Source organism: Streptomyces sp. NPDC093097, assembly GCF_044754325.1.
In the GTDB taxonomy this organism is placed as follows: Bacteria; Actinomycetota; Actinomycetes; order Streptomycetales; family Streptomycetaceae; genus Streptomyces.
This window is the reverse complement of record NZ_JBIVOW010000002.1, coordinates 89,174-114,982: the sequence shown is the minus strand read 5'-3', so window position 1 is coordinate 114,982 and position 25,809 is coordinate 89,174. Positions and strand designations below refer to the sequence as shown.

Here is a 25,809-nt window from a genome sequence, read left to right as displayed (position 1 = left end):
CTTTGTGGAGTCCCTACGAATGGGGGAGTGAAAGTTTTCGGGTGGGCGCGGCGGGCGGGGGTATGCCGAAGAGGGGGTGCGCGCGCTGCCGCAGACCCCTTGCCGCAGCCGTTGCCCGCCCCCAAGCTCTTCACGAGCGGGGGGTGCCCCCCTGTAGCGTGCGCGATGCGCCGTTTTCCGTACTCCCGGTAACGGCTCGTGACGGCGGCGCGTGACGGCGGAAGAAGTGGGGTGGGTGCGGTGGTGGCGGTGCGCAGACCGGCGGCCCTGGTGGCGGCGGTGGTCCTGATCCTGGAGGCGGCCGGCATCCTGCTGCTGAACTGGATCCTGAGCATCGTGGTCGCCCGGCAGCAGATGTCCCTGGCCGGCCTGCATCCGGGCACCATGTCCGCGGGCGCCTGGACCGGGGGTGCGCTCTTCGCCCTCTTCCTCCTCTTCTGCGCCGCGGTGCTGCTGTACGGCGCCGTGCGGGACCGGGCGCCGGCCCTCCTCCCGCGGATCGCGCTGATCTGCTGCGCCGTGGTGCACGGCGTCCTCGGGGCGCTCGCCGTCGGGATGGTCGGCTGGCCGGCGTTCGCCGCCGCGATGGTGGTGCTGGCGCTGCTCGTGGCGACCCTGGTCGGCTACGGCGAGCCCGGCCCCGCCCCGGCTTGAGGACTTCGCCGCGGGCGGCGCCCCCGCCTGACCGCCCGCCGCGCCCGAACTCCCGGTGCGGTGGCCCCTGTTGGGCGTGCGGCACCTCCCCCGCGGCCGCCCGGATCGCCCTTGTAGGCTCTTCGGGCCGTTCGTCGCGCGCCCGCCCCACGGGGCCGGGCCGCGGGACGGTGGCCAACAGGAGAAGACACGGGGGAGGGGCCCATGGGGCCGCAGGGCAGGGGTATGGGCGAACCGGAGCGGTTCGACCCGATCGGCCCCTATCTCGTGCTGAGCCGGCTCGACGATCCGGCGTCCCCCGTGCCCGTACCGGAGCGCCGCTATCTGGCGCGCAGCGCGGACGGCGACCGGACGGTGCTGCTCGGCGCGGCGCTGCCCGGTGCGGACCCCGACCGCTTCCGCGCCGAGGCGGAGACCTCCCGCTATCTGCTCGGGCCGTGGGCGTCGCCGGCCACCGAGGTCGCCGGAGCGGGCGGGACGCCCTGGCACGCCCGCCCCTACCTGCCGGTGCTGCCGCTGCCCGCCGCCCTCGCCGTGCACGGCGGCCCGCTGCCCGAGCGCACCGTCCGCGCCCTGGGCGCCGCCGTCGCGGAGACCCTGATCATCGGCCACGGGCAGGGCCTCAGCCACGGCGGGGTCTGCCCGGCCGCGGTGCTGCTGGCCGCCGACGGGCCCCGGCTCGGCTGCTTCGGCGCCGTCCGGGCCGCCGCCGCGGACGGCACCCCGCGCTCCGGGCTGCCCGGCCTGGAGTCCGGCAGCCTGCCGCCGGAGCAGGCCGCGGGCGGCCCCACGCTGCCGGCCGGCGATGTCCACGCGCTCGGCGCCACACTGGCGTACGCGGCCACCGGCCACACCGTGCCCGAACGGGAGGAACTGCCCGCCGGGCTGCGGGCGTTGGTCGCCGCCTGCCTGGCGCGGGACCCGGCCGCCCGGCCGCGGCCCGCCGAACTCCTCGACGCGCTCGTCCCCGCCGCGCAGGACGGTCCGGCGCGGCCGTCCGACGGCGCCGCCGCGCCGGCCGGCCGGGCCGCCGCCGCGCTCGGCCCCGGCTGGCTGCCCGGCCGGGTGATCGCCGCGCTGGCCCGCCAGTCGGCGGCGCTGCTGGCGGCCGACATCCCCGCCGCGCACCGCCCGTCCGCCCCGGCCCGCCCGGCCCCGCCCGCGCCCGCCGTGCCGCCCACCCCCGCGCCGGCCGGCGCCACGCTCGCCCTCGCCCCCACCCGCCGCCAGGACTGAACCCCGTGCCCCTTCCGCTCACCCACGACGATCCGCCCGGCTTCGGCCCGTACCGCCTGCTCGCCCGGCTGGGCAGCGGCGGTATGGGCACCGTCTACCTGGCCCGTTCGCCGGGGGGCCGCACCGTGGCGGTCAAGACGATGCACGCCCGGATCGCCCGGGACGCCGCCTTCCGCACCCGCTTCCGCCTGGAGGTGGACGCCGCGCGGACCCTCGGCGGACGCCACGGCGCCCGGGTCGTGGACGCCGACCCCGCCGCCGACACCCCCTGGCTGGCCACCGAGTACGTCCTCGGGCCGCCGCTCGACGAGGCGGTGGAGCGGTCCGGGCCGCTGCCCGAGGCCGCGGTGCGCGCCCTCGGCGCGGCGCTGTGCGGGGCGCTGGGGCACCTGCACGGCGCCGACGTCGTCCACCGCGACCTCAAACCGTCCAACGTCATGCTCACCGCGCACGGCCCGAAGGTCATCGACTTCGGCATCGCCCGCGCTCTCGGCGACCCGCGGCCGACCCGCACCGGCTCCGCCGCCGGCACCCCGGCCTTCATGTCGCCGGAGCAGGCGTCCGGTCAGGAGCACGCCCCCGCCGGCGACGTCTTCGCGCTCGCCGGGGTGCTGGTCTTCGCCGCCACCGGCCGTGGCTCGACCAGGCCGTCGAGGCACACGGTCCGTTCGACGAGGCGGCGGTGCGGGCCCTGGCCGCGTCCCTCGCCCGCACCCTCGCCGCCGGCCTGATCCACCGCGACCTCAAACCGCCGAACATCGTCCTGACCTCGTCCGGCCCGCGCATCATCGACTTCGGCATCGCCCGCCCCGAACACGGGCTGACCCTCACCACCACCGGCCAGATCCCGGTCACCCCCGGCTACGGCGCCCCCGAGCAGGTCCTGGGCCGCCGGGTCGCCCCGTCCGCCGACCTCTTCTCGCTGGGCGCCGTCCTGGTCTACGCGGCCAGCGGCCGGCGGGCCTTCGACGGCGAGCACATCCCCGCCGTCCAGTACCGCGTGGTCCACGACGCACCCGACGTCAGCGGGGTGCCCGCACCGCTGACCCCGCTCATCGGACCGCTGCTGGCCAAGGACCCCGCCGCCCGCCCCACCCCACCGGAGGTCGCCGCCGCCTTCGCCCCGTCCCGGAACGCCGACCGGGCCTGGCGCCGCGGCCCGGTCGCCCAGGAGATCACGGAGCGGGAGCGCGCCATCAGCGAGCTGACCACCCTCACCGCGGACCCGGGGCCCGGCACCCCGGTGTCGCGGCGCCGGATGCTGCTCGGCTTCGCGGCCGGCGGGGCGGTGCTCGCCGCCGGCGGGGGCGCGGCCGCCCTGTGGTGGCCGCGCCTGCGCCCTCCGGTGAAGAAGGCCGACCTGTTCGCCTTCCCGCCGGCCGCCGAGACCCCCATGGCACACGTGCTGAACGCGGACGACGGCGACTTCGTCGTCGGCGGATCGCCGACGGCGCTGTGGGGGCCGGGCAAGGCCGTCGCCGACGACTCACCCGGGCCGCTGCCGGTCCGGGACGTCATCGTCTTCGGCGCGGTCGGCGGCGGGATCGCCGCCCACAACGTGGTGGACGGCAAACGCCGTTGGGCGGTCCGCGACCTCAAGGCGACCGGCCGCTACCTCTCCCTCTCGGACCGCCTGATCGCGGCCGTGGACACCAAGGGGACGCTGCGCACCTTCGTCCCCTCCACCGGCGAGCCCCGGTGGACCGCCGACGCCGGGGCGGCCGCCCTGCTGGGCGCCGACGACACGTGCGTCTACGTCCTGACCCAGGACCACCGGCTGCGCGCCGTCGGCCGCTTCGACGCGAGGATCCGCTGGACCGCGCCGCTCGACGCCCCGTTCCGCACCGCGGTCAACCCGCCCGGTGTCGTCGCCCACGGCCGCCTGGTCGTCGGCACCACCGACGGCGACGTCCTCGCCGTCGACACCGCCGACGGCCGCCGGGTCTGGGACCTGCGCCACCAGTCCGACGACTTCGTCCGCCCCACCTGCTACGGCAGCACCGTCTACCTCAACGGCCTTTCGATGACCGCCCGCAGGATCACCGACGGCAAGGAACTGTGGACGGTCAAGCGGCGCAGCCTGATGAACGAGCCCGGTACGAAGTGGAGCCCGGTGACCCCCACCGCCGACGCCCTCTACGCCACCTGCCAGGCATACCTGCACAGCAGGTCCACGCTCCCCGACAGATGGAGCCCCAAGGACGGCAGCAAGGGCTTCCAGCTCCGCGGCGCCTCCAACCTCGACACCCCCGTCGTCCTCCAGGGACAGGGCCTGTGGACGATCGAGCGCGAGGGCTTCTGCGAGGTCAACGCGATGGACGCGGCGGACGGCCGGATGGTCTGGACGTACGAGCTGCCCAAGGCCGAGCGCCAGTGGCTGGTGGCCGACGGCAACCGCGTCTTCGCCCTGAACGACCGGTCGCTCCACGCGCTCCCGGTGTTCTGACCGCGGGGGGCCGCCGCCCCCGCGCCGCTCAGGCCCACAGATCGGTGATCGTGATGCCCAGGTCGGCCAGCAGGCGGCGGAAGAGCGGCAGCGACAGGCCGATGACGTTGCCCGGGTCGCCGTCGATCCCGTCGATGAACGGCGCCGAGCGGCCGTCGAGGGTGAACGCGCCCGCCACGTACAGGGGTTCACCGCTGGCCACGTAGGCGGCGATCTCGGCGTCACCGGGCTCGCCGAAGCGGACCGTGGTGGACGCGGTGGCCGAGACCTGCCGGCCGGAGGCGGTGTCGATCACGCAGTGGCCGGTGCGCAGGATGCCGGACCGGCCGCGCATGGACTTCCACCGGGCGGTGGCGTCCTCGGCGTCCGCCGGCTTGCCCAGCGCCCGCCCGTCCAGCTCCAGCACCGAGTCGCAGCCGACGACCAGGGCGCCGGCGGCCTCCGGGCGGGCGGCGACCGCGGCGGCCTTCGCCTCGGCCAGCACCCGGGCCAGCTCCTCGGGGGTGGCGGCGGTGAGCGCGTCCTCGTCCACCCCGCTCACCACGACCTCCGGCGCCAGTCCGGCCTGCCGGAGCAGACCGAGACGGGCCGGGGACTGGGAGGCGAGGACGAGACGGCGGGGGCGGGGAGCTTCGGTCATGCCCGCCATCGTACGGAGCGCGCGGCCCCCGGTGGGCCGGGGTCCGGGGGAGGGCGGCCGACCAGCCCTTCTCCCCCGGACCGCCGCGATCTTCGCGGCGCCGCTCAGCCCTTGTCGAGCACGGCCTCCATGACCGACTTCGCGATCGGCCCGCCCAGCTTCCCGCCGGCGATCTCCGAACGCGGCATGTCCATGTCCTTGGGGTCGACGAAGACCGCCACCGCCACCGGGGAGCTGCCGTCGGGCAGCTTGGCGTACGAGACGAACCACGCGTACGGCCGCTCGTCGTTCACGTTCGCGCCGTGCTGCGCCGTACCGGTCTTGCCGCCGACCGGCACTCCGTCGATCTTCGCCTTCGACGCGGTGCCGTCCGAGACGGTGTACTCCATCATCTCCTGCACCTTCAGCGCGGTGTCCTTGGAGACCGCCTGCGGGTCGTCGGGGTGGAGCGGCGTCGGCTCGAACTTCTCGATCGTCGACAGGTCGGGACCGCGCAACTCCTCGACCAGGTACGGCTTCATCACCTTGCCGTTGTTGGCGATACCGGCCGCGACCATCGCCATCTGGAGCGGGGTGCTGGTGACGCTGCCCTGGCCCATACCGGTCAGCGCGGTCTGCGGCTGGTCCAGCTTGCTCGGGTAGCCGCTCACCGCGGACCGCACCGGAACGAACTGCTCGGCGTTGAACCCGAACTTCTCCGCGGTCTGGCGCATCTTGTCCGTGCCCAGCTTGTGCGCGGCGTCCAGGAAGACGTTGTTGCAGGACCACTGCATACCGGTCTTCAGCGACGCCTTGTCGCAGGGCGCGCCCGCCACGTCGTTGCCGACCTGCGTACGCGTCTGCGGCAGGGTGTACGGCGCCGGGGCGCCGGAGGAGGCGTTGATGTCGCTGACGGTGCCGTGCTCCAGGGCCGCGGCGGCGGTGAGCACCTTGAAGGTGGAGCCGGGCGGGTAGATCTCGCGCAGCGCCCGGTTGTTCATCGGCTTGGCCTTGTCGCGGTCGAGGGCGAGGTACTTCTCCCCCTCCGGGCCGGTCAGCCCCGCGAAGGTCGAGGGGTCGTAGGACGGCGTGCTGGCCAGCGCCAGGATCTTGCCGGACCGCGGGTCGAGGGCGACCACCGCGCCGGTGGCGTGCAGATCCGTCAGCCCCTTGTACGCGGCGCGCTGCGCCTTCTCGCTGATGGTGGTCAGCACATCGCCGCCGCGCGGCTTCTCGCCCGTGAGCATCCCCCGCGCCCGGTTCAGGAAGAGCCGGTCGTCCTTGCCGTTGAGGACCTTCTTGTAGACGCCCTCCAGCATGGTCTCGCCCGCGGCCTGCCGGGCGTAGCCGGTGACCGGGGCGTACATCGCGCCGTCGGTGTAGGTCCGCTTGTACCTGAAGTCGCCGCTGGTCTGGGCGGACCCGGTGATCGGCTTGCCTTCCACGACGATGTTGCCGAGCGGGTACGAGTACGCCTCGATCTTCACCCGGCGGTTGTTGTCGTCGTTGGCGAGTTGGTCGGCCTGCACGAACTGCACCCAGGTCACCCGGACCAGCAGGGCGAGCACCAGCACCCCGCAGAAGACGGCTATGTGTCTGAGCGGCCTGTTCATGATCTCCCCTCCGCCCGGTGGGCGGCCGGCCCGTCACTGCGTGGCCGGGTGCCCGAATTGCACTGTCAAGAGAGGAAGATGCGTTTGAGGCTGCTGCGGTTGCGGAGAATGGCGAGATCCATGAGGCGGGTGGGATTCGGCCCGCAGTGAGACCGCGGGAACCGCGCGCCCCCGGAGGGGCGTCACTTGATCACGACGACCAGCGTCCCCACCATGATCGCCGTGGCCAGCACGATGCCCATCCGACGGAGCTTCGCCTGTACCTCGCGCAGCTCCTCGGGCGGTTCATCGGGCGGATCGGACCACAGCATGAACGCGATCCTCCGCCCCGAACGACGACGGCGCCTGAGTACGCGTACTCAGGCGCCGCCCCCGCGAAGGACTAGTCAGTGCACCGTGCACTGAACTGGTGTCGCAGTGTCACCAGCGGCAACACCGGGCACTGGCGTCACCGCGGCCAGTAACTCGTCCGCCAGGCCCGCGGCCCCGGATGCGGCAGCCGCGAGCGGGCCGGCACCGTCGCCGCCGGATCCGACCACTCGCTGCCCCGGGTGCCGGCCTCCGGCGCACCACCGCCGGCGGCCACCGCCGCCGCCCGGGCCTTCACCACCGCCAGCGCGGCGGCCAACTCCTCCGGGGTGGGATTGCCCCGCACGACCTTGATCATCGTCAACCGACCTCCTCAGGCGGGGACTACAGCGGGATGTTGCCGTGCTTCTTCGGCGGCAGCGCCTCCCGCTTGTTGCGCAGCGTGCGCAGCCCGCGGACGATGTGCCGCCGGGTCTCGGACGGCATGATCACCGCGTCCACGTAGCCCCGCTCGGCCGCCACGTACGGGTTCAGCAGCGCGTCCTCGTACTCCTGGATCAGCTCCTGGCGGCGCGACTCCTGCGCCGTCGGGTCCTCGATCGCGGCCAGCGTCCGGCGGTGCAGGATGTTCACCGCGCCCTGCGCGCCCATCACCGCGATCTGCGCGGTCGGCCACGCGAGGTTCAGGTCCGCACCCAGGTGCTTGGACCCCATGACGTCGTACGCGCCGCCGAACGCCTTGCGGGTGATCACGGTGATCAGCGGGACCGTGGCCTCCGCGTAGGCGTAGATCAGCTTGGCGCCGCGCCGGATGATCCCGTCGTACTCCTGGTCCGTCCCCGGCAGGAAGCCCGGCACGTCGACGAAGGTCAGCACCGGGATGTTGAACGCGTCGCAGGTCCGCACGAACCGCGCGGCCTTCTCGCTCGCGTTGATGTCCAGGCAGCCGGCGAACTGCAGCGGCTGGTTGGCCACCACGCCGACCGAGTGGCCCTCGACCCGCCCGAAGCCGGTGAGGATGTTCGGTGCGAACAGCGCCTGGGTCTCCAGGAATTCGCCGTCGTCCAGCACGTGCTCGATCGCGGTGTGCATGTCGTAGGGCTGGTTCGCCGAGTCCGGGATCAGCGTGTCCAGCTCGCGGTCGGTGTCCGAGACCGCCAGGTCCGCGTCCTCCGGGAACGCCGGGGCGTCCGAGAGGTTGTTGGACGGCAGGTACGACAGCAGGCCCTTCACATACTCGATGGCGTCCTTCTCGTCGCCCGCCATGTGGTGCGCCACACCCGAGGTGGTGTTGTGCGTGCGGGCGCCGCCCAGCTCCTCGAACCCGACGTCCTCACCGGTGACGGTCTTGATGACGTCCGGCCCGGTGATGAACATGTGCGAGGTCTGGTCGACCATCACCGTGAAATCCGTTATGGCCGGCGAATACACCGCGCCGCCCGCGCACGGACCCACGATCAGGGAAATCTGCGGCACCACACCCGACGCATGCACATTGCGCCGGAAAATCTCCGCGAACAGTCCGAGGGCGGCCACCCCCTCCTGAATTCGGGCGCCGCCGCCGTCATTGATCCCGATGACCGGGCAGCCGTTCTTCAGCGCGAAGTCCATCACCTTGACGATCTTCTCGCCGTAGACCTCGCCGAGCGAGCCGCCGAAGATCGTGAAGTCCTGCGAATACACGCACACCGGCCGCCCGTCGACGGTCCCGTACCCGGTGACGACACCGTCGCCGTACGGCCGGTTCTTCTCGATCCCGAAATTCGTCGACCGGTGCCGAGCGAATTCGTCCAGCTCGACGAACGAGCCTTCATCCAGCAGGAGATCGATGCGCTCACGCGCCGTCAACTTCCCCTTGGCATGCTGCTTTTCCACCGCGCGGGCGGAGCCGGCATGGGTGGCTTCCTCGACCCGCCGCTGCAAATCCGCCAATTTGCCCGCGGTGGTGTGGATGTTTGCTTCCGGTTCGGACATCGGGATGCGGCTCCTGCTCGTCCTGGACTGGCACTCGTACGAAAGGGAGGTACGGGTGTGGCTACCGCTTCGTAGCGTATCGGCGGGACTGCTCTGCGGCACTGCGTCGTTGACCACACCTAGGCTGGGGCCATGACGCCTCAACCACCGGAAAACCGGGACAAAGACGCCGGTCGCTGGAGCGATCTGAGCCGCCCGCCGCTGAACGCCGGCGCACTGCGCCGGGCGCTCCTGCGACCCGGCACGCTCTGGTCCGCACTGGACGTCGTCCCCGTCACCGGGTCCACCAACAGCGACCTCGTGGCCCGGGCCGCGGCCGGCGAACTGAGCGAGGGCGCGGTGCTCGTCGCCGAGGAGCAGTCCGCCGCCCGCGGCCGCCTGGACCGCCGCTGGTCCGCGCCGCCCCGCTCGGGCCTCTTCGTCTCCGTCTACCTCACCCCCACCGTCCCGCTCGCCCGCTGGGGCTGGCTCCCGCTCCTCGCCGGCGTGGCCACCGCCGCCGCCCTCTCCCGCTCCGCCGGCGTCGACACCGCCCTGAAGTGGCCCAACGACGTCCTGGTCACCGTGGACGGCGTCGAGCGCAAGGCCGGCGGCATCCTCGCCGAACGCGCCGCCGACGGCGTCGTCCTCGGCATCGGCCTCAACGTCTCCCTCACCGCCGACGAACTCCCCGTCCCCACCGCCGCCTCGCTCGCCCTGGCCGGCGCCCGCAACCTCGACCGCGACCCGCTGCTCCGCGCCGTCCTGCGCTCCCTGGAGCACTGGTACGGCGAGTGGCAGGCGGTCGACGGCGACCCGGCCGCCTGCCGCCTCCAGGAGGCGTACGCGGCGGGCTGCGCGACGCTGGGGCGGCAGGTGCGGGCGGAGCTGCCGGGCGACCGCTCCCTTGTGGGCGAGGCCGTCGCGCTCGACGCCGACGGCCGCCTCGTCCTGGCCACCCCCGACGGCGTCCAACACCCCGTCGACGCGGGCGACATCGTCCATCTGCGCCCGGCGGCCGGGGGCTACGCGTAGCTTCCGCCGCCGCCCGCCGGGGTGCGGCGGTGCGTGTGTTCCGCCAGGGTCGGGCGGGGCGCAAACGCCACCGCCACCCCGGCGCGGGAGGCGGGCCGACGCCGGTGACCACGTGAGGTGGAGCACACCTGCCGTATCGTTGAGGCGGTCCGCCAGGGAGTGGATCATGGGCGAGCAGCGAGATCGGAAGGGCAGTGCGCAGGGATCGGACAGGGAGCGGCCGGTGACCCCGGACGACGCGGGGGCCACCTCGCGCGGGGCGGACGCCGAGGGCGACGCGGTGGGTGAGGCCCCCGCGGGTGATCCCGCAAGCGGCGACGGCGCAGTGACAGAGAACGGCGACGGCGCAGTGACGGACAGCGGCGACGGCCCGGAGACGGCCGGCGACGACAACGGTGAGGGCAACGGCGAGAACACCCTCGCCGTCAAGCTCGAACAGCTCATCCTCGGTGCCGAACGCCGCTACACGCCGTTCCAGGCGGCCCGCAGCGCCGGCGTCTCCATGGACCTGGCGGCACGCTTCTGGCGGGCCATGGGGTTCGCGGACATCGGCCAGGTCAAGGCCCTGACCGAGGCCGATGTGCTGGCCCTGCGCCGGCTCGCCGGTCTGGTCGAGTCGGGGCTGCTGAGCGAGGCGATGGCCGTGCAGGTCGCGCGGTCCACGGGGCAGACCACGGCCCGGCTCGCCGACTGGCAGATCGACTCCTTCCTGGAGGGGCTGACCGAGCCCCAGGACTCCGGCCTGACCCGTACGGAGATCACCTATCCGCTGGTCGAACTGCTCCTCCCGGAGCTGGAGGAGTTCCTCGTCTACGTGTGGCGGCGGCAGCTGGCCGCGGCCACCGGGCGGGTGGTCCAGGCGCAGGACGACGCGGAGATGGTGGACCGGCGGCTGGCGGTCGGGTTCGCCGACCTGGTCGGGTTCACCCGGCTGACCCGGCGGCTGGAGGAGGAGGAACTGGGCGAGCTGGTCGAGGCGTTCGAGACCACGGCCGCCGACCTGGTCGCCGCGCACGGCGGGCGGCTCATCAAGACGCTCGGCGACGAGGTGCTGTTCGCGGCGGACGACGCCGGGGTGGCCGCCGAGATCGGACTGCGGCTCATCGAGACCATGGGCCACGACGAGACGATGCCCGAGCTGCGGGTGGGCATCGCCTTCGGCACCGTCACGACCCGGATGGGCGATGTCTTCGGGACGACCGTCAATCTGGCCAGCCGGCTGACCTCGATAGCGCCCAAGGACGCCGTGCTGGTGGACCAGGCGTTCGCGGAGGAGCTGGGGCGTACCGGCGAGGCGCCGGTCTCCGAGGCGGACGCCGCGGCCGCGGAGAAGGCGGCCCAGGAGGGCACCGGCAGCCCGCCGCCCCCGTACCGCTTCGCGTTGCAGCCGATGTGGCAGCGGCCGGTGCGCGGGCTGGGCGTCGTCGAGCCGTGGATGCTGACCCGGCGCGGGTGAGGAGCGCCCGCCCGGGCCGGCCCCTGCCGCAAACCGCCGCGAGCTGACATGATCCTCAACGGTCGAGTCAACGAGCGTTAACCGGGAATCGGGCGGGCGGTATGAGCGACAAGAGCGGTATGCAGCGGTTCGGTGCGGACGGATGGGTCGGCGTCGAGCGCCACGGCTTCGTGGCGGAGCTGGTCATGGACCGGCCGAAGGCGATGAACGCGGTGTCGACGGCGATGGCCGACGCGCTGGCGGAGGCGTGTGCCGCGCTGGCCGCGGACCGTTCCGTGCGGGCGGTGGTGCTCAGCTCCACCCATGAGCGGGCGTTCTGCGTGGGCGCCGACCTCAAGGAGCGGAACTCCTTCACCGACGCCGACCTGATGAGGCAGCGGCCGCGGACCCGGGCCGCGTACACCGGGGTGCTGGAGCTGCCGGTGCCGACCCTCGCCGCGGTCCACGGCTTCGCGCTCGGCGGCGGCTACGAACTGGCGCTGGCCTGCGATCTGATCGTCGCGGACGGGACCGCGGTGGTGGGGCTGCCGGAGGTGTCGGTGGGGGTCATCCCCGGGGGCGGCGGGACGCAGTTGCTGCCGCGCCGGGTGGGGGCGGCGAAGGCGGCCGAGCTGGTCTTCACCGCGCGCCGGGTGCCGGCGGCCGAGGCCGGTGAGCTCGGTCTGGTGGACCGGGTGGTGGCGGACGGGCAGGACCGGGCGGAGGCGCTGGAGCTGGCCACCGCGATCGCCCGCAACTCGCCGGTCGGGCTGCGCGCCGCCAAGCGCGCCATGCGGCTGGGGCAGGGACTGGACCTGCGGGCCGGGCTGGATCTGGAGGACGGTGCCTGGCGGAGCGTGGCGTTCTCGGGGGACCGGGCCGAGGGCGTCGCCGCGTTCAACGAGAAGCGGGACCCGGACTGGCCGGGGGAGTGACCCCGCGATCCGCTCCTTCCGGTGGTCGTCGGCCGGCCGGAAGGGGCGAACGGAGCCAATCATTCCTACGCTGTAGTACAGAGCGTGCTCACGGTGACGGAATGTGAGGATCCGGTGGCGGGCGAGGGTGACGTGAGGCTGCGGGCCGTGGTGGCACTGGCCCAGGCGTTGGCGGCCGCGCCCACGCTGCGCGAGGCGGCCCGGGCCGCGGCGCAGGGGGTGCGGCAGGCACTGGGGGGCTCCTTCGCGGCGCTCTCCAAGTGGGAGCGCGAGCGGGGGCAGCTGCGCGTACTGGCGAACGTCGGTGAACTCGCCCCGGAGGAGCGGGAGTTCCCCGACGACGAGACGTATCCGGTGCACGAGTTCCCGGAGATCGTCGGGTTCCTGCACGAGCGGTGGGCCGGCGGCGGGGAGCCCGACGCGTGGGTGGAGGTCGCCGAGGACGGACCGGCCGCGGGGGAGCACCGCGCCCCGTACAACCACCAGCGGGTGGCGGCCCTGCGGCGGCGCGGCCGGGGCTGCTGCGTGGTGGCCCCGATCGTGCTGCACGGCCGGGCGTGGGGCGAGGTGTATGTGGCGCGGCGGCCCGGCGAGCCGGTGTTCGGGCGGGCGGACGCCGACTTCGCGACCGTGCTGGCCGCCGTCGCGGCTGCCGGGATCGCCCAGACCGAGCGGCTCGCGGAGGCCCGCCGGCTGGCGTTCACCGACGCGTTGACCGGGCTGGCCAACCGCCGGGCGGTCGACGTGCGGCTGGACCAGGCGCTGGAGCGGCACCGCGCCGGCGGGCTGGTGGTCAGCCTGGTGGTGTGCGATCTGAACGGGCTGAAGCATGTCAACGACTCCCGGGGGCACGCGGTCGGCGACCGGCTGCTGGAGCGCTTCGGTTCGGTGCTGTCGCTGTGCGGCGCGATGCTGCCGGGGACGCTCGCGGCGCGGCTGGGCGGGGACGAGTTCTGCCTGCTGGCGGTCGGGCCGGAGGCCGACGAGGTGGTCAAGGTGGCCGGTGAACTGTGCGCGCGGGCCGCGGAGTTGGACCTCGGCGAGGGGGTCGCGGTCGGGGTCGCCTCGACCGGCGATCCGATCGGGCAGGTGCGCAGCGCCCGCCGGCTCTTCCGGCTCGCGGACGCCGCCCAGTACCGGGCCAAGGCGGCGCGGTCGGGCGAGCCGGTGGTGGCCGGGCGGCACGGCGGCGCACAGGACCCGGTCGTACGGCTGGCGGATTCGCCGGAGCCGGCGCCGGGGCCGGAGCGGCGGAGGTTCCGGAGGTGAGGCGGGCCGGTGCCGGGGTGCGCCCGGCCCGGACGGTGATCTGATCGGCGAGGATGGTCAGGAAATCGGGTGGTGACATCCAGCGATTCAGTCTCTAGGGTGCCTGAATATGGATATGCACACTGTGGTGCTGGGGACGTCCGGCACCACCGCACAGGACGTCATCGCGGTGGCCCGCGGCGCGGCCCGGATCGAGCTGTCCGAGGAGGCCAGCGCCGCCGTCGCCGCCTCCCGCGCCTTCATCGACGAGCTCGCCGCCAAGCCGGAACCGGTCTACGGCGTCTCCACCGGCTTCGGCGCGCTCGCCGTCCGCCACATCAGCCCCGAGCTGCGCGCCCAGCTCCAGCGCAACATCGTGCGCTCGCACGCGGCCGGCATGGGCCCGGCCGTCGAGCGCGAGGTGGTCCGCGCCCTGATGTTCCTGCGGCTGAAGACGCTCGCCTCCGGGCACACCGGCGTCCGCCCGGTGGTCGTCGAGACCATGGCCGCGCTCCTGAACGCCGGCATCACCCCGGTCGTCCACGAGTACGGCTCGCTCGGCTGCTCCGGCGACCTGGCCCCGCTCTCGCACTGCGCGCTGACGCTGATGGGCGAGGGCGAGGCGGAGGGCCCCGACGGCGTCGTCCGGCCGTCCGGCGAGCTGCTGGCCGCGCACGGCATCGAGCCCGTCGAACTCCGCGAGAAGGAGGGGCTGGCGCTCCTCAACGGCACCGACGGCATGCTCGGCATGCTGGTGATGGCCTGCGCCGACCTGGCCCGGCTGTTCACCTCCGCGGACATCACCGCCGCGCTCTCCCTGGAGGCGCTGCTCGGCACCGACAAGGTCCTCGCACCCGAGCTGCACGCCATCCGCCCGCACCCCGGCCAGGCCGCCTCGGCCGCCAACATGCTGGCGTTCCTTGCCGGTTCCGGCCTCACCGGCCACCACCAGGACGACGCCCCGCGCGTCCAGGACGCCTACTCCATCCGCTGCGCCCCCCAGGTCGCCGGCGCCGGCCGGGACACCCTCGCGCACGCCCGCCTGGTCGCGGACCGGGAGCTGGCCGCCGCCGTCGACAACCCCGTCGTGCTGCCCGACGGCCGGGTGGAGTCCAACGGCAACTTCCACGGCGCGCCGGTCGCCTACGCGCTGGACTTCCTCGCCATCGCCGCGGCCGACCTCGGCTCCATCGCCGAGCGCCGCACCGACCGCCTCCTGGACAAGAACCGCTCGCACGGGCTGCCCGCCTTCCTCGCCGGCGACCCCGGCGTCGACTCGGGCCTGATGATCGCCCAGTACACCCAGGCCGCGCTGGTCAGCGAGCTGAAGCGGCTGGCCGCCCCGGCGTCGGTGGACTCCATCCCGTCCTCCGCGATGCAGGAGGACCACGTCTCCATGGGCTGGTCGGCGGCGCGCAAGCTGCGCACCGCGGTGGACAACCTCACCCGGATCGTCGCCGTCGAGCTCTACGCGGCGACCCGCGCCGTCGAGCTGCGCACCGGCCTGACGCCGGCACCGGCGACCCGCGCGGTGGTGGACGCGCTGCGCGCCGCGGGCGTCCAGGGGCCGGGCGAGGACCGCTTCCTGGCGCCGGACCTGGAGGCGGCGTACGCCTTCGTCCGGGACGGGAAGCTGGTGGCGGCGGCGGAGTCGGTCACGGGCGAGCTTGCCTGACGGCCCGTCAACTCCCGTTCGGTGCCGTATGCCTGTGCGCATGCCTGTGTGCTGTCATGCGGCATCGGGCGGGAGTGAGCGGCGTCGGTCGGCTGTGGTGGCTGCGGTCGCCTGTCCGGCCTGCGTCGGCCTGCGTCGGCCTGCGGTGGCCTGCGGTGGCCTGCATCGGCCTGCGTCGGTCGATGGTGGTCGCGCCGGGTGTGCCGAGCGGTGCGGCCCGGCTCAGGCGGACTCGTCGCGGGTGCGGCGTACGGAGTAGCCGACCAGGGCGGCGCCGAGCGCCAGGCAGCTCGCGCCGCCCACCACATAGGGCGTGGTGTCCGGGCTGCCGGTGTCGGCGAGGTAGTGGTGCGGGCCGCCGTCCGCGGCGTGGTCGCCGCCCGGCCGGGTCGTGGTGGAGCTGCTGCCGGCGTCCTGCGCACCGGAGTTCGGCCGGTCGGCGGACGTGCCGCCGGAGTGCCGCTCGGAGCCGGCCGCCTCCGAGACGTTCGCCCGCCCGGGGCCGACCGGTACGGATGCCGCGTGGAGGCCGGAACGTGGCGCTCGGTCATGTCCCACGATCGCATTGGCGGACGGCACGAACCACAGGGCGAACAGCACCGATCCCGCGGCAGTGGCGGTCAGCAGCGGTCGTCGTGCGGTCACGAAAGCTATCCCCCTTGTGGGTTCGGCGAATTGGCCGTTGACCTCAGATGTTAGTGACCGCCGCGGGTCGCGCGGTAGTCGGGACCCGGCCGTGCTTACCCTCCGTCTCATGAGCAATGGTGAGACATCACGTTTTGTGCGACTTCACGTCGAACTCGTCATGGAGGTCACCGACGCCGACCGGCTGACCGGTGCCGCGACCGACCGCATCAACGGCGACTCCGCGCTCCCCGACGACGAACGCAGGCAGTCGCTGGACACCGTCGAGGACGACCCGGCGGAGGCGCTGGCCCATCTCGTCGACCCCTTCGACCTGGTCACCGGGGTGCCCGGCGCCCAGCTCGCGCAGGCGTCCTGGAGCAGCGAGGAGATGACCGACTACGACCCGGACGCCGAGTGGGACGTGGCGGAGTGGGAGTTGGCGGACGACGAGGAAGAGGAGGGCTGACCACGTCGGGACCGCTCGCGCACCGACGCCCCCGCCAGGCACCAAAGGCCCCCGCACGGCGACGCCGTGCGGGGGCCTTCGGCGTCCGCGCGGGGCGGGGCGGGGGCGCCGGTGGCGCGGGGGTGTGACGACGTCGGTGGCGCGGGGCGAGGACGTCGGCGGCGTGGGGGTGATGGCGTCCGCAGCGTGGGGGTGGGAGGTGACGTCCACGCTTCGGTGAGGTCGTGGGGGTGACGACGTCCGCGCTGCGGGGAGGTCGTGGGGGCGGCGGCGCCCGTGCCGCGGGTGCGGACAAGGCATGCAACACCCCGTAGCCCTATGCGTGATCTGGGCAATTTTCCGGTTGAAGGTCGTTTTGGCGCCATTGCGTGTCCTTCCCCACATTTCCGCCAGGAATGGGGCGGACGAAACGGAAATGGCGTTCCAATGGGAGTCGGCCGGGATACCTGTGTCCAGCTGTGCCTGCGTCCAGATGGCGGCCCGCTCGGGGATTTTTCGCAACATCGGTAGCAATGGAGAAGTGTGTGATGACGGACCGCAAGCGCCGCAAGGGCCTCATAGCCAGTGCCGCGCTGCTCGGGGGCGTTCTCACGGTCGCCGCGTGTGGTGCCAGCAGCGCCACCGGCCACGGCGGCGGTGCGAACACCGGACACCAGGGGCCCCGACACGAGAACACCCAGCAGGTGGACGAGGCGGCCGCGCAGGACGCCTCGCAGGCGAAGATCACCATCATCCCCAAGGACGGCTCGACCGACGCCGGCCTCCATGACGGCAAGGTGGCCGTCCGTGGCGGCAAGCTCACCGACGTCACCATGACCACGGTGGTCACGCACGAGACCGACAAGACCCAGCGGAAGACCGTCACCGGCACCCTCTCCGCCGACGGCACCTCCTGGACGCCCGAGCAGGCGCTGTCCCGCGCGACCACGTACAAGATCACCGCGCATGCGGTGGACGACCAGGGCCGCACGGCGGTGGAGAACTCCACCTTCACCACGGTCTCCCCGGCCAACAGCTTCCTCGGCAACTTCACTCCCGAGGACGGTTCGACGGTCGGCGTCGGTATGCCGGTGTCGATCAACTTCGACAAGCCGGTCAAGAACCGTCAGGCCGTCCAGTCGGCAATCAAGGTCGCGTCCAGCAGCAACCAGCAGGTCGTCGGCCACTGGTTCGGCGACAAGCGACTGGACTTCCGCCCCAAGGACTACTGGAAGCCGAACTCCCAGGTCACCCTGAAGCTCGCGCTGGACGGCGTGGAGGCGTCGCCGGGCGTGAAGGGCATCCAGAACAAGACCGTCCACTTCACCGTCGGTCACTCACAGGTCAGCACCGTTGACACCAAGACGCACCAGATGACCGTGGTCCGCGACGGCAAGACCGTCAAGACCATCCCGATCTCCTCGGGCAGCGCCGACCACCCGACCTACAACGGCCAGATGGTCATCTCCGAGAAGTTCAAGCAGACCCGCATGGACGGCTCCACCGTCGGCTTCACCAACAACGACGGCAAGGGCGAGTACGACATCCCCGATGTCCCGCACGCCATGCGACTGTCGAACTCCGGCACCTTCATCCACGGCAACTACTGGGGCAAGGGCATCTTCGGCACGGCCAACACCAGCCACGGCTGCATCGGCCTCCAGGACGTCAAGGGCGGCGACGACTCGTCCACCGACGGCGCGTGGTTCTTCGACCACTCGCAGATCGGCGACGTCGTCAAGGTGGTCAACTCCCCGGACAAGACCATCAAGCCGGACAACGGCCTCAACGGGTGGAACATGTCCTGGTCCCAGTGGGTCGCGGGCAGCGCGGTCTGAGACATGGCGCGGAGCGTGGTCTGAGACGTGGCGCGGAGCGTGGTCTGAGACATGACGCGCAGCGCGGTCTCAGGCGTGGCGCGCAGCGTGGTCTGAGGTGTGACGCGCAGCTCGGTCTGAGGCGGTGGCGCACTGCGCGGTCTGGGAGACGGCGCGCAGGCGGTCCGGAACAGGGCGCCATGACGCCCGGCCCGCACCGCGCATGCCTTTCCACGCGGCCTTGACCGCGCACGCCATTCCGCATGCCTTGCGCGTGACCCCATGCATGACCTCGTGCATGACTTCGGATGACCGGCGCCCGGTGCCTCGCCTTCACGGCGACGGCACCGGGCGCCGGTCGTTCGTGTGTGGCGTGTGCCTGAGGGGTGAGAGAGGCGGCGCCCCACCGTCCGCTGCCGCGGTGCGGCACGGGAACCGCCGCGGGCGCGCAGGGGGCCGCCGCGGCGCCCGCACGGCGGGGCCGCCGGACCTCCACCGGCTCTGTCCGCGGCGGGCGAGAGGCGACGCGGACAGAGCCGGTGGAGGTCCGGACGGAGCCGGTGGAGGTCCGGACGAAGGCATCGGCGGCCGTCCGTACAGTGGCCGGGTGAGCGAGCACGTGAGCGACGACGGCGGCAACCAGCGCGGGAAGGGCCGCGACCGACGCAGCCGCGGACAGGACCCCGGGCCGCGCCGCGGAAAGGGCCGTGGCGAAGACCGCGGAGCGGGCCGTGGCGAAGGCCCCGGCAAGGACCGTGGCGAAGGCCCCGGCAAGGCTCGTGGACGGGACCACGGGGACGCCCCTCGCAAGAGCCCCGGCCAGGACCGCGGCCGGTCGGCCGGAACCCGCGGCACGCCCCGCGCCGGACACGACACCGGCCGCTCACCGGACGCCGCCCGCCAGGCCGCCGACCTGCTCGGCACCGTCCTCGGCAACGTCCGCTACGCGGCGGACGGGGCGGCGGCCGAGGACGCCATCGAGGCCGGCGCCTCGATGCTGACCGCCGCGGCACCCGGCTGGGAGGCGATGAGCGCGGCCGTGGTCGCGGCCGCCGCGGATGCCGTCCAACGGTGCTGGACGGGCGGCTGGCAACCCGCCGACCTGGAACGGATCGTCCGGCGGGAGGCATCGGACACCGCACCCGCGACCCTCGTCCTCGACGCCGTCGCCGCCGCGGAGGCCCGCCGCCCGCATGCGTCCGGTCCCGCCCAAGACCCCCGCTGGCGCGCCCAGTTGGACCGCCTCGACGCCCACGTCTGGTGGGACTCCGACCCCGCCTACCTGGACGCCCTGACGGCCCGCCGCCGCACCTCCCGCTTCGAGACCGCCTACGACATCCTCACGACCCTGCGCCTCCTCGCCCGCCTCCCCCGCATCACCCCACTCCCAACCCCACCCGCCTCGCCCGGCTCATCCGCCCCCGGCCGGGGACCCGCTCCCGAACCCCGCATGCTCACCCGAATCCGCGGCCTGCTCGCCAAGGCGGAGGCGACCACCTTCACCGAGGAGGCCGAGGCGCTGTCCGCCAAGGCCCAGGAACTGATGGCACGTCACAGCATCGACGAGGCCCTCCTCGCCCACGCCCATGGCCCCGAGGGCGCCCCGTCCGCCGACGGCCCCGCCGCGATCCGCATCGGCATCGAAGGCCCCTACGAACAGGGCAAGGCGCTGCTCCTCGACGCCGTCGCGGTCGCCAACCGCTGCCAGGCGGTCTGGGCCGCCGACGTCGCCTTCTCCACCGTCGTCGGCTTCCCGCCCGACCTGGAGGCGACCGAACTCCTCTACACCTCGCTGCTCCTCCAGGCCACCACCGCGATGAACCGCGCGGCCGACGAACACCACACCCGGGGCCGCTCCCGCCGCACCCGCGACTTCCGCCAGACCTTCCTGGTGGCCTACGCGGACCGCATCCGTACCCGCCTGTCCGCTGCCACCGCCGCCGCCACGGCCGCGGCCACCGAGGAGTCCGCCGCCCAGGACCGACTCCTCCCGGTCCTCGCCGCCCGCGAACTCGCCGTCCAGGAGACCACCGGCACCCTCTTCCCCGACACCGCCCCGGTCCGCCTCCGCGGCATCCGCGACGCCGCCGGCTGGCACCACGGCACCACCGCCGCCGACCGCGCCCACCTCCCCCACACCAACCCCCCACCCCACAACTGACGCCCCCTGCCCACCTACCAGCCGGACGAGCGCCTTGCCGCCCCACACAGCAGACGCAGACCATGCAGCCCAGCCCAGCCCACTCCAACCAGCAGGAGAGCTAAGGGCGTTGTGCATGCCATAACGCAAACTTCTCGATGTCAGAGCACTGACACAGGCACACCGCGTGCCCGAGGGCGCCGGCCCTGCCGACCGAGGCGGCATCGGCGGCGACGACGGACACCTCCCGGCGCGAGCCGCCGAAGCGGCACGAACGATCGCGAGCGCCGGCGGTCTCGGCCACTGAGCGGGGCTCAGCCATCGGCCTTCACCCCCGGGCCGTCGGTGGCCCGTTGAGGGCTTGATTGCTGCTGACGTTGAGCAAGTCCCCATAGTCGCCGCACGGATTCGGACAATCACGATCCCGACCACTCGTCATGCGGACGTGCTGCCTCCGCGCGGCATGGAAACCGTGCCGGCAGACGCTGCCGATACGGTCCGGCCGGAAACCCCGCCAGGAAAGACCGGATGCGGAACGAGGCCCAGCCGGGCCCCTTGCTCGGCAACACACTCGGCAAGGAGAAAGTAAAGAGCGAAACGGAAGGTCGGTTTTTGATCCAGGCCCAGGAGCGCCTTCGCTCGATCCCGCTCCGACGGCGAGCAGTCAACGACGCTGCTCACCATTCCGGGCCACCCTAATCCGCGGCGCCGATACCCGAACCAGCCTCCTCTCGCAGTGAGGCGCGTCACTTCTTCCATGGCTGGATGTATATCGAGCATTTCGCGGTACCGGGATAGATTCCGTGGGCCGACAGCGCGGTGCTGTCGAATGGAATCCAGGGGGGATTGCATGAACCTCAGCAAGGCTCGTATCGCGACGGGGTCCGTCTTTCTGGCGACGGCATTGGCGGGCGGGGTCGCCATGGCCGGCCCTGCCGCAGCCGCTTCCTCGGGCGTCCTGAAGAACGTATCCACGGGTTACTGCCTTGACGGAAACGGAGGCTCCGCCTATGTCGGAAAGTGTAACGGTGGTTCGTATCAGAAGTGGTCTCTGGCCAAGAACTCTGATGGCACCTACAAGATCTACAACGGCACGGGGAAGTGCCTCGACAGCAACACGACCCCGAACATCTACATGGGTGGCTGCAACTCGGGGAGCTTCCAGAAGTGGAAGCTCAGCGGGGGTGCTTCCGGCTACCGCATCCAGAACCTGGCCACCGGCTTCTGCGTCGACAGCAATGCCACCCCGCGCCTCTACATGAGCAAGTGCAACGCCGGAAACTACCAGCGTTGGGCGCGGTAGGACGTTAGCGGCATGTCGCCCCTCGGCCCACTGGGTATGAGGCGCTAGTCGGCGACAATCCCGGCCCAGCGGTCGCCGGTCCGGGATTGTCGCTTCTCGCTACCCACTAAACAAATTCTTTCCCAGATCTGTGGCAGGAACGTCCTTGACGGGTTTGCTGTGAGGTCCTGGAATACGTGTTCCGGGAACTGCCGTCTGGCGGTGCACCCGGCGCAGGAGGACTGCGCTGCCCTGGGACCAGATGCGTCTGTAGCCGTTGTCCAGGAGAACCTTCTGGCGCTGCTTCAGTCGTTCCGTCGTGGTGAACGGGAAGGTCAGTTCCGAGGTTTGCATCACGACGTACTCGGCACCGCGCGGATGCTCGTCGAGGATCACCACGTGCGTCCTGGACGTCAAGCGTGGCGCCACGTTGTTGTCGGCCTCGACGGTGACGCCGTCGGGAACTCGTTGGGCCGCTGCGACCAACTGCTGGCGCACCTCGGAGCGAGTCCAGTGGTGCGGGCTGAACAGGGTGACGAGACCGAAGAAGCCGGCGATCGCCGTATTCAGGACCGTCGTCGCTGCGCTCCCGACGGCAAAGCCCCTGCGGCGTTGGGTGCCCCTCCGCTGCGTCGAGCGGTGTAGGCGAGCGGCTGTCTCCACCGAGGCGGTCAGCAGAATCGGCCACACAAAGGCGTCGTAGTGATGGATCAGCGACCAGTGGTTGGGGTTGTTGGACAGGACGCGTTCCGCAATGAGCGGGAGTGCGCAAAGACTTGTTGCCGATCCGATGGGCAGAAACAGTAGCGTTCCCAGCAGCCAGAGAATCAGCCCTGCCTTCACCGGTGTGCTGAAAGCGACGGCGATGAACGCCAGAGGATCAGTAATTGCCCGTGCTGCCAGGCTTCCGAAGGAGTTGGCGAGGTCTCCATAGCTCCAGTAGTAGCCACGCGGTCCGCCCATGGCCGGTACAAGCACGCCAATGGAAACCATGGACAGCAGCGGCCCGCACACCAGCAGAGCGGTGCCCGTCACGCGAGCTCTCATGTTCTGTCCGCGACGAGTGCGCCACAGGAGAACGGCGCCGTACACGCCAACGACAAGACCGAGGTCTTCTTTCGTCAGGCACAACAGCATCGCGCAGATGAAGACTGTGCCATAGCGCCGGGCCAACCCGCGCTCCAGGAGAATCAGCGTCAGCGGTACGGCGAAGGCCACTTCATGGAAGCCGTTCCTGGCAGCGACGAGCAAGGGCCAGCCCAGCGCGTAAATGAAGGCCGCGAACCCGGCAACTCGCTCCCTCGTTCCCTCGTCGGCGTGCGTGAAGCTCCTCAGGGCGATGCGTCGCATGAACGGCACCCCCACCGCAAACAGAGCGGATTGGGCCAGAATCAGCACCCTGGGGTCGTCCCAGATCCAGTACAGGGGAGCGAGCAGCGCCAGGATCGGCGAAAAATGATCCCCCAGGAGGGAAAAGTCGGGTGGGAACTCGTGGTGATAATTCTTGATCTCGGAATACGGAAGGCGGAGATGGGCGTAGGCACGGATGCCCTGATCGAATATCCCCAGGTCGAAGCCTCCGAGGCCGACCGTACGCCACAGTTGCATTCCTAACCCGCAGGTGACGCCGAAACAGAGAAGGGTCGGTGCGATAACCCGCCACCGACCCGGCTCGTTCCCCGATGGTGCAGCAAGGCCGCCCAATCGCCCCCGCCGGTGGCTTCCGCGGTCCGACTCAAGCAACGCATCCCTTGTCACAAGAGCACCCTAGCCGTCCCCTCGTGCGCACAGCCCAGTCATTGCGACATCCTCTGGCCGAAACGCAACAGCAGTCTGGTCCACGAGGATTGACGGTATGACTTATGCAAAGACGGCCTCAGAGCAGGTACGCAAGAGGAGCGACGCGACGAAGGAGTACCTGCTCTTTACGGCGTTGTCGTAGCAGACGCGGCAGATGCCATGCCGAACGACTCAACGCGAAGACCAGGCATGGTTCCCGGGATATCGCTCGCGTCCCGGTGCGCCGCCCACTTCGCCGCGCTTGAGGGTGCCAACGCGCCCCGGCCGGCGTTGGCTCGGGAATCTGGCCGAGCCGGGACCGGTGCCCCGGCGACCACCGGAGGCCCCAAGAACCAAGACAGCCTGAAAGTCCTTGGCCACGGCTCAGCCCTGGCCATGTGTCGCACCGCGTGCAGATGGCGCAGTTGAAGGGCTCAGCCGTCCGCCTTGGCCACGCCGACCGGGCACGAGACGCCTGTTCCGCCCAGTCCGCAGTAACCCGCGGGGTTCTTGTCGAGGTATTGCTGGTGGAAATCTTCTGCCGGGTAGAAGGGGCGGGAGGTGTCGGCGGGGAGGATTTCGGTGGTGATGTCGCCGTAGCCGGAGGAGGCGAGGACGGCGCGGTAGGCGTCGCGGGAGGCCTCGGCGGCCTGTTGCTGGGCGGGGGAGTGGGTGTAGAGGGCGGAGCGGTACTGGGTGCCGACGTCGTTGCCCTGGCGGAAGCCCTGGGTGGGGTCGTGGGACTCCCAGAAGAGCTTCAGGAGGGCGGTGTACGGGACGACCTGCGGGTCGAAGACGACCCGGACGGCCTCGGTGTGGCCGGTGTGGCCGCTGCACACCTCTTCATAGGTCGGGTTGGGGGTGTGGCCGCCCTGGTAGCCGACGACCGTGGTCCAGACGCCGTCGGTCTGCCAGAACTTCCGCTCGGCGCCCCAGAAGCAGCCCAGCGCGAAGTCGGCGACCTCAAGGCCCTGCGGGTACGGGCCGAGCAGGGGGTTGCCGAGGACGGTGTGCCGGTCGGGGACGGCGAAGTCCCGCTCGGGGCGGCCCTTCAGCGCTTCCTCGGGGGTGGGGAGGTGCGTCTTGAAGCGGGAGAACAGCATCAGGATCGTGCTCCAGGTGAGGGCGGGGAGGGGCGGGGTGTTCTGGGGCGCTGGGTGTTCGGGTGGGTGCTGTCAGTTGTTGGGGGCGGGGTGTGTCTGCTTCGTTTGTTGGAACGTCTGGGTGGGGGGTGGCATTCCGGTGCGGTGGGGGCAGTTGCCTGCTGAGCGGCGGTGAGGGGTTCCGGCCGGCGGGTCGCGGGTCCCGGGTCGCCCGGAGGCGCTGGGACCCGGCCGGCGGCCCGGGCGGCCGTGCGCCCCGGCCAGGGCGCTTCTGACGGATCTCCGCGGCGTCGCGGCGCTAGCTCTGGGTGCGGAAGCCCGTCGAGGTGCCGCCGAGCTGTTCCCAGCCGGCGATGGCCAGGGCGCGGTACGCGGCGTACTCGGCGGCGGGGCTGCGCCCGTAGGACCAGGGGACGGCGCCCACGTGGCCGTCGACGAGCCGGAGTTGCTCCATCGCCTCGGCGTAGCGTTCCGCGCGGACCAGGAACCAGACGAGCAGGTGGCGGACGTGCGGTGCCATGGGATGGTCGGCGGGGGCCTGCTGGAGGGCGAAGTGGGCGCCCTCTACGGCGCGTTCGACGACCGCGCTCTGGAAGAGGCTGCGGACCATGTTGGCCTCGGGGAGGTGCTCGTAGACCGCGAAGAGGGGGAGGGCCGGCAGCAGGCTCTTGGCCGGGGCCCCGGCGGCGGCGCGCTGGGCGAAGTCCTCGGCCTCCTTACGGGAGCCGTGCCACTTCTGCGACCAGTACGAGAGCGCCGCCAGGTGCGCGCCCATGTGGTGCGGTGCCCGCCGGCAGACCTCGGCCCACAGCTCTTCGTAGTCGGCGGGGCGCTCGTCCAGGCCGCGGGCGACGGCCAGCTCCGTGATGTACGGGATCGGGCTGCCGGGTGCCAGCAGCGCCGCCTCCCGGCAGACCGTGCGCGCCTCCTCCAGGATCATGCGGAAGTCCTGCGAACCGGGGTCGCTCAGCGCCTGGACGACCAGGAACTGGGCGTGCGTCTGCGCGCCGCCGGGGTCCTTGGGGGCCTCGGCGCGCCAGGTGCGCAGCCAGATGCCGCCGGTCCGCATGCCGCCGGAGGAGGCGGGGGCCTGGGAGGTGTCCGCCAGCTCGAACGCGGCCGCGCCGGCCAGCGTCTGCACCCGCTGCCAGCGCAGCTCCCAGTTGTCGCCGGTGGACCGGAGCAGTTCGGCGGCCGGGCGCCAGTCGTGCGTGCGGCGCACCTCGTCGAGTGCCGCGGCCAGCTCCTCGTCGGGGCCGGGCAGCCGCACGTCGAGCTGGTCCAGCGGAACGAAGCCGTAGCCGGCCATCGGGTCGGTGGCCACCGCCAGGCCCCGCTCGGCGTGCGCCGCGGCCCGCCGGCGCCGCATCCAGGGCAGGAAGACCAGACCGCCGAGCGCGATCGCGGCGAAGAGAAGCAGCAGAGCGTCCATGTGGTGTGTCCCGGTCGCAGGGGCAG

The 25,809-nt window shown here is 72.2% G+C and carries 21 protein-coding genes and 2 pseudogenes; 14 read left to right on the top strand and 9 right to left on the bottom strand.

Translation table 11 applies throughout. The features are described from left to right. Positions 1 to 231: 231 nt before the first annotated feature. From ACIQE0_RS03465 to ACIQE0_RS03445, 5 genes and pseudogenes are all read left to right on the top strand, one after another. Positions 232 to 654: a hypothetical protein gene (locus tag ACIQE0_RS03465; RefSeq protein WP_402328760.1), complete on the top strand. Its 423-nt coding sequence runs from the start codon at positions 232 to 234 to the stop codon at positions 652 to 654. Positions 655 to 858: 204 nt separating this feature from the next. Then, positions 859 to 1,890 carry a serine/threonine protein kinase gene (locus ACIQE0_RS03460; RefSeq protein ID WP_366331182.1) on the top strand — a complete coding sequence of 344 codons (1,032 nt, stop codon included), beginning with the start codon at positions 859 to 861 and terminating at the stop codon, positions 1,888 to 1,890. Between the two features lie 5 nt (positions 1,891 to 1,895). Then, positions 1,896 to 2,528: pseudogene (locus tag ACIQE0_RS03455) on the top strand (serine/threonine-protein kinase); the annotation flags it as partial. Further along, positions 2,489 to 2,638 (top strand): annotated as a pseudogene (locus ACIQE0_RS03450) (hypothetical protein); the annotation flags it as partial. The pseudogenes ACIQE0_RS03455 and ACIQE0_RS03450, both read left to right, overlap by 40 nt. Continuing rightward, positions 2,618 to 4,336: a PQQ-binding-like beta-propeller repeat protein gene (locus tag ACIQE0_RS03445; RefSeq protein ID WP_402329228.1), complete on the top strand. Its 1,719-nt coding sequence runs from the start codon at positions 2,618 to 2,620 to the stop codon at positions 4,334 to 4,336. The pseudogene ACIQE0_RS03450 and the gene ACIQE0_RS03445, both read left to right, overlap by 21 nt. A 28-nt stretch (positions 4,337 to 4,364) precedes the next feature. Here the strand turns inward: ACIQE0_RS03445 and ACIQE0_RS03440 are convergent, their stop codons facing one another. The 5 genes from ACIQE0_RS03440 to ACIQE0_RS03420 all read right to left on the bottom strand — a co-directional run bounded on the left by ACIQE0_RS03440 (position 4,365) and on the right by ACIQE0_RS03420 (position 8,851). Continuing rightward, positions 4,365 to 4,976 carry a nucleoside triphosphate pyrophosphatase gene (locus ACIQE0_RS03440; protein ID WP_366331185.1) on the bottom strand — a complete coding sequence of 204 codons (612 nt, stop codon included), beginning with the start codon at positions 4,974 to 4,976 and terminating at the stop codon, positions 4,365 to 4,367. Between the two features lie 104 nt (positions 4,977 to 5,080). Beyond that, the gene (locus ACIQE0_RS03435; protein WP_366331186.1) at positions 5,081 to 6,568 is read right to left on the bottom strand and encodes a penicillin-binding protein 2; all 1,488 of its coding nucleotides are present in this window, start codon (positions 6,566 to 6,568) and stop codon (positions 5,081 to 5,083) included. A 182-nt stretch (positions 6,569 to 6,750) separates the two neighbouring features. After that, positions 6,751 to 6,879: a morphogenic membrane protein MmpB gene (gene mmpB, locus ACIQE0_RS03430; protein WP_366331187.1), complete on the bottom strand. Its 129-nt coding sequence runs from the start codon at positions 6,877 to 6,879 to the stop codon at positions 6,751 to 6,753. 137 nt (positions 6,880 to 7,016) lie between these two features. Continuing rightward, positions 7,017 to 7,235 (bottom strand): acyl-CoA carboxylase epsilon subunit, encoded by a 219-nt coding sequence (locus ACIQE0_RS03425; RefSeq protein WP_366331273.1) that lies wholly within the window; start codon positions 7,233 to 7,235, stop codon positions 7,017 to 7,019. A gap of 26 nt (positions 7,236 to 7,261) precedes the next feature. Further along, entirely contained in the window at positions 7,262 to 8,851 is a 1,590-nt protein-coding gene (locus ACIQE0_RS03420) for an acyl-CoA carboxylase subunit beta (RefSeq protein ID WP_366331188.1), read from the bottom strand. Positions 8,852 to 8,983: 132 nt separating this feature from the next. On the opposite strand from ACIQE0_RS03420, the gene ACIQE0_RS03415 reads away from it, so the two are divergent. From ACIQE0_RS03415 to hutH, 5 genes are all read left to right on the top strand, one after another. After that, positions 8,984 to 9,865 (top strand): biotin--[acetyl-CoA-carboxylase] ligase, encoded by an 882-nt coding sequence (locus ACIQE0_RS03415; protein WP_402328756.1) that lies wholly within the window; start codon positions 8,984 to 8,986, stop codon positions 9,863 to 9,865. Between the two features lie 166 nt (positions 9,866 to 10,031). After that, the gene (locus ACIQE0_RS03410) at positions 10,032 to 11,321 is read left to right on the top strand and encodes an adenylate/guanylate cyclase domain-containing protein (RefSeq protein ID WP_402328754.1); all 1,290 of its coding nucleotides are present in this window, start codon (positions 10,032 to 10,034) and stop codon (positions 11,319 to 11,321) included. A gap of 101 nt (positions 11,322 to 11,422) precedes the next feature. Next, complete coding sequence (locus ACIQE0_RS03405; RefSeq protein WP_402328752.1) at positions 11,423 to 12,235, top strand: enoyl-CoA hydratase/isomerase family protein; 813 nt, start codon at positions 11,423 to 11,425, stop codon at positions 12,233 to 12,235. Positions 12,236 to 12,319: 84 nt separating this feature from the next. Beyond that, complete coding sequence (locus tag ACIQE0_RS03400) at positions 12,320 to 13,504, top strand: diguanylate cyclase domain-containing protein (protein WP_402328751.1); 1,185 nt, start codon at positions 12,320 to 12,322, stop codon at positions 13,502 to 13,504. A gap of 109 nt (positions 13,505 to 13,613) precedes the next feature. Continuing rightward, positions 13,614 to 15,158, top strand: a complete 1,545-nt coding sequence (gene hutH / locus ACIQE0_RS03395; RefSeq protein WP_366331192.1) for a histidine ammonia-lyase — start codon at positions 13,614 to 13,616, stop codon at positions 15,156 to 15,158. A 222-nt stretch (positions 15,159 to 15,380) separates the two neighbouring features. Here hutH and ACIQE0_RS03390 read toward each other — a convergent pair whose 3' ends face one another. Continuing rightward, positions 15,381 to 15,803, bottom strand: a complete 423-nt coding sequence (locus ACIQE0_RS03390) for a hypothetical protein (protein WP_402328748.1) — start codon at positions 15,801 to 15,803, stop codon at positions 15,381 to 15,383. A 109-nt stretch (positions 15,804 to 15,912) separates the two neighbouring features. Between ACIQE0_RS03390 and ACIQE0_RS03385 the strand changes: the two genes are divergently transcribed. The 4 genes from ACIQE0_RS03385 to ACIQE0_RS03370 all read left to right on the top strand — a co-directional run bounded on the left by ACIQE0_RS03385 (position 15,913) and on the right by ACIQE0_RS03370 (position 21,490). Next, positions 15,913 to 16,251, top strand: a complete 339-nt coding sequence (locus ACIQE0_RS03385; RefSeq protein WP_366331194.1) for a hypothetical protein — start codon at positions 15,913 to 15,915, stop codon at positions 16,249 to 16,251. Positions 16,252 to 16,778: 527 nt separating this feature from the next. Further along, a complete protein-coding gene (locus ACIQE0_RS03380) occupies positions 16,779 to 18,068 on the top strand; it encodes an Ig-like domain-containing protein (RefSeq protein ID WP_402328746.1) in 1,290 nt (429 codons plus the stop codon). Between the two features lie 892 nt (positions 18,069 to 18,960). Further along, on the top strand, positions 18,961 to 20,208 hold the full coding sequence (locus tag ACIQE0_RS03375; RefSeq protein WP_402329225.1) for a DUF2786 domain-containing protein: 1,248 nt from the start codon (positions 18,961 to 18,963) through the stop codon (positions 20,206 to 20,208). Between the two features lie 829 nt (positions 20,209 to 21,037). Then, positions 21,038 to 21,490, top strand: coding sequence for an RICIN domain-containing protein (locus ACIQE0_RS03370; RefSeq protein ID WP_402328745.1), 453 nt, complete (start codon positions 21,038 to 21,040; stop codon positions 21,488 to 21,490). Positions 21,491 to 21,589: 99 nt separating this feature from the next. Here the strand turns inward: ACIQE0_RS03370 and ACIQE0_RS03365 are convergent, their stop codons facing one another. The 3 genes from ACIQE0_RS03365 to ACIQE0_RS03355 form a co-directional block, all read right to left on the bottom strand. Continuing rightward, the gene (locus tag ACIQE0_RS03365) at positions 21,590 to 23,077 is read right to left on the bottom strand and encodes a DUF2079 domain-containing protein (protein ID WP_402328744.1); all 1,488 of its coding nucleotides are present in this window, start codon (positions 23,075 to 23,077) and stop codon (positions 21,590 to 21,592) included. A 605-nt stretch (positions 23,078 to 23,682) separates the two neighbouring features. Then, positions 23,683 to 24,351 (bottom strand): peptide-methionine (S)-S-oxide reductase MsrA, encoded by a 669-nt coding sequence (gene msrA / locus ACIQE0_RS03360; RefSeq protein ID WP_366331198.1) that lies wholly within the window; start codon positions 24,349 to 24,351, stop codon positions 23,683 to 23,685. A 298-nt stretch (positions 24,352 to 24,649) separates the two neighbouring features. Then, positions 24,650 to 25,783: a hypothetical protein gene (locus ACIQE0_RS03355; protein WP_402328741.1), complete on the bottom strand. Its 1,134-nt coding sequence runs from the start codon at positions 25,781 to 25,783 to the stop codon at positions 24,650 to 24,652. Between the last annotated feature and the right edge of the window lie 26 nt (positions 25,784 to 25,809).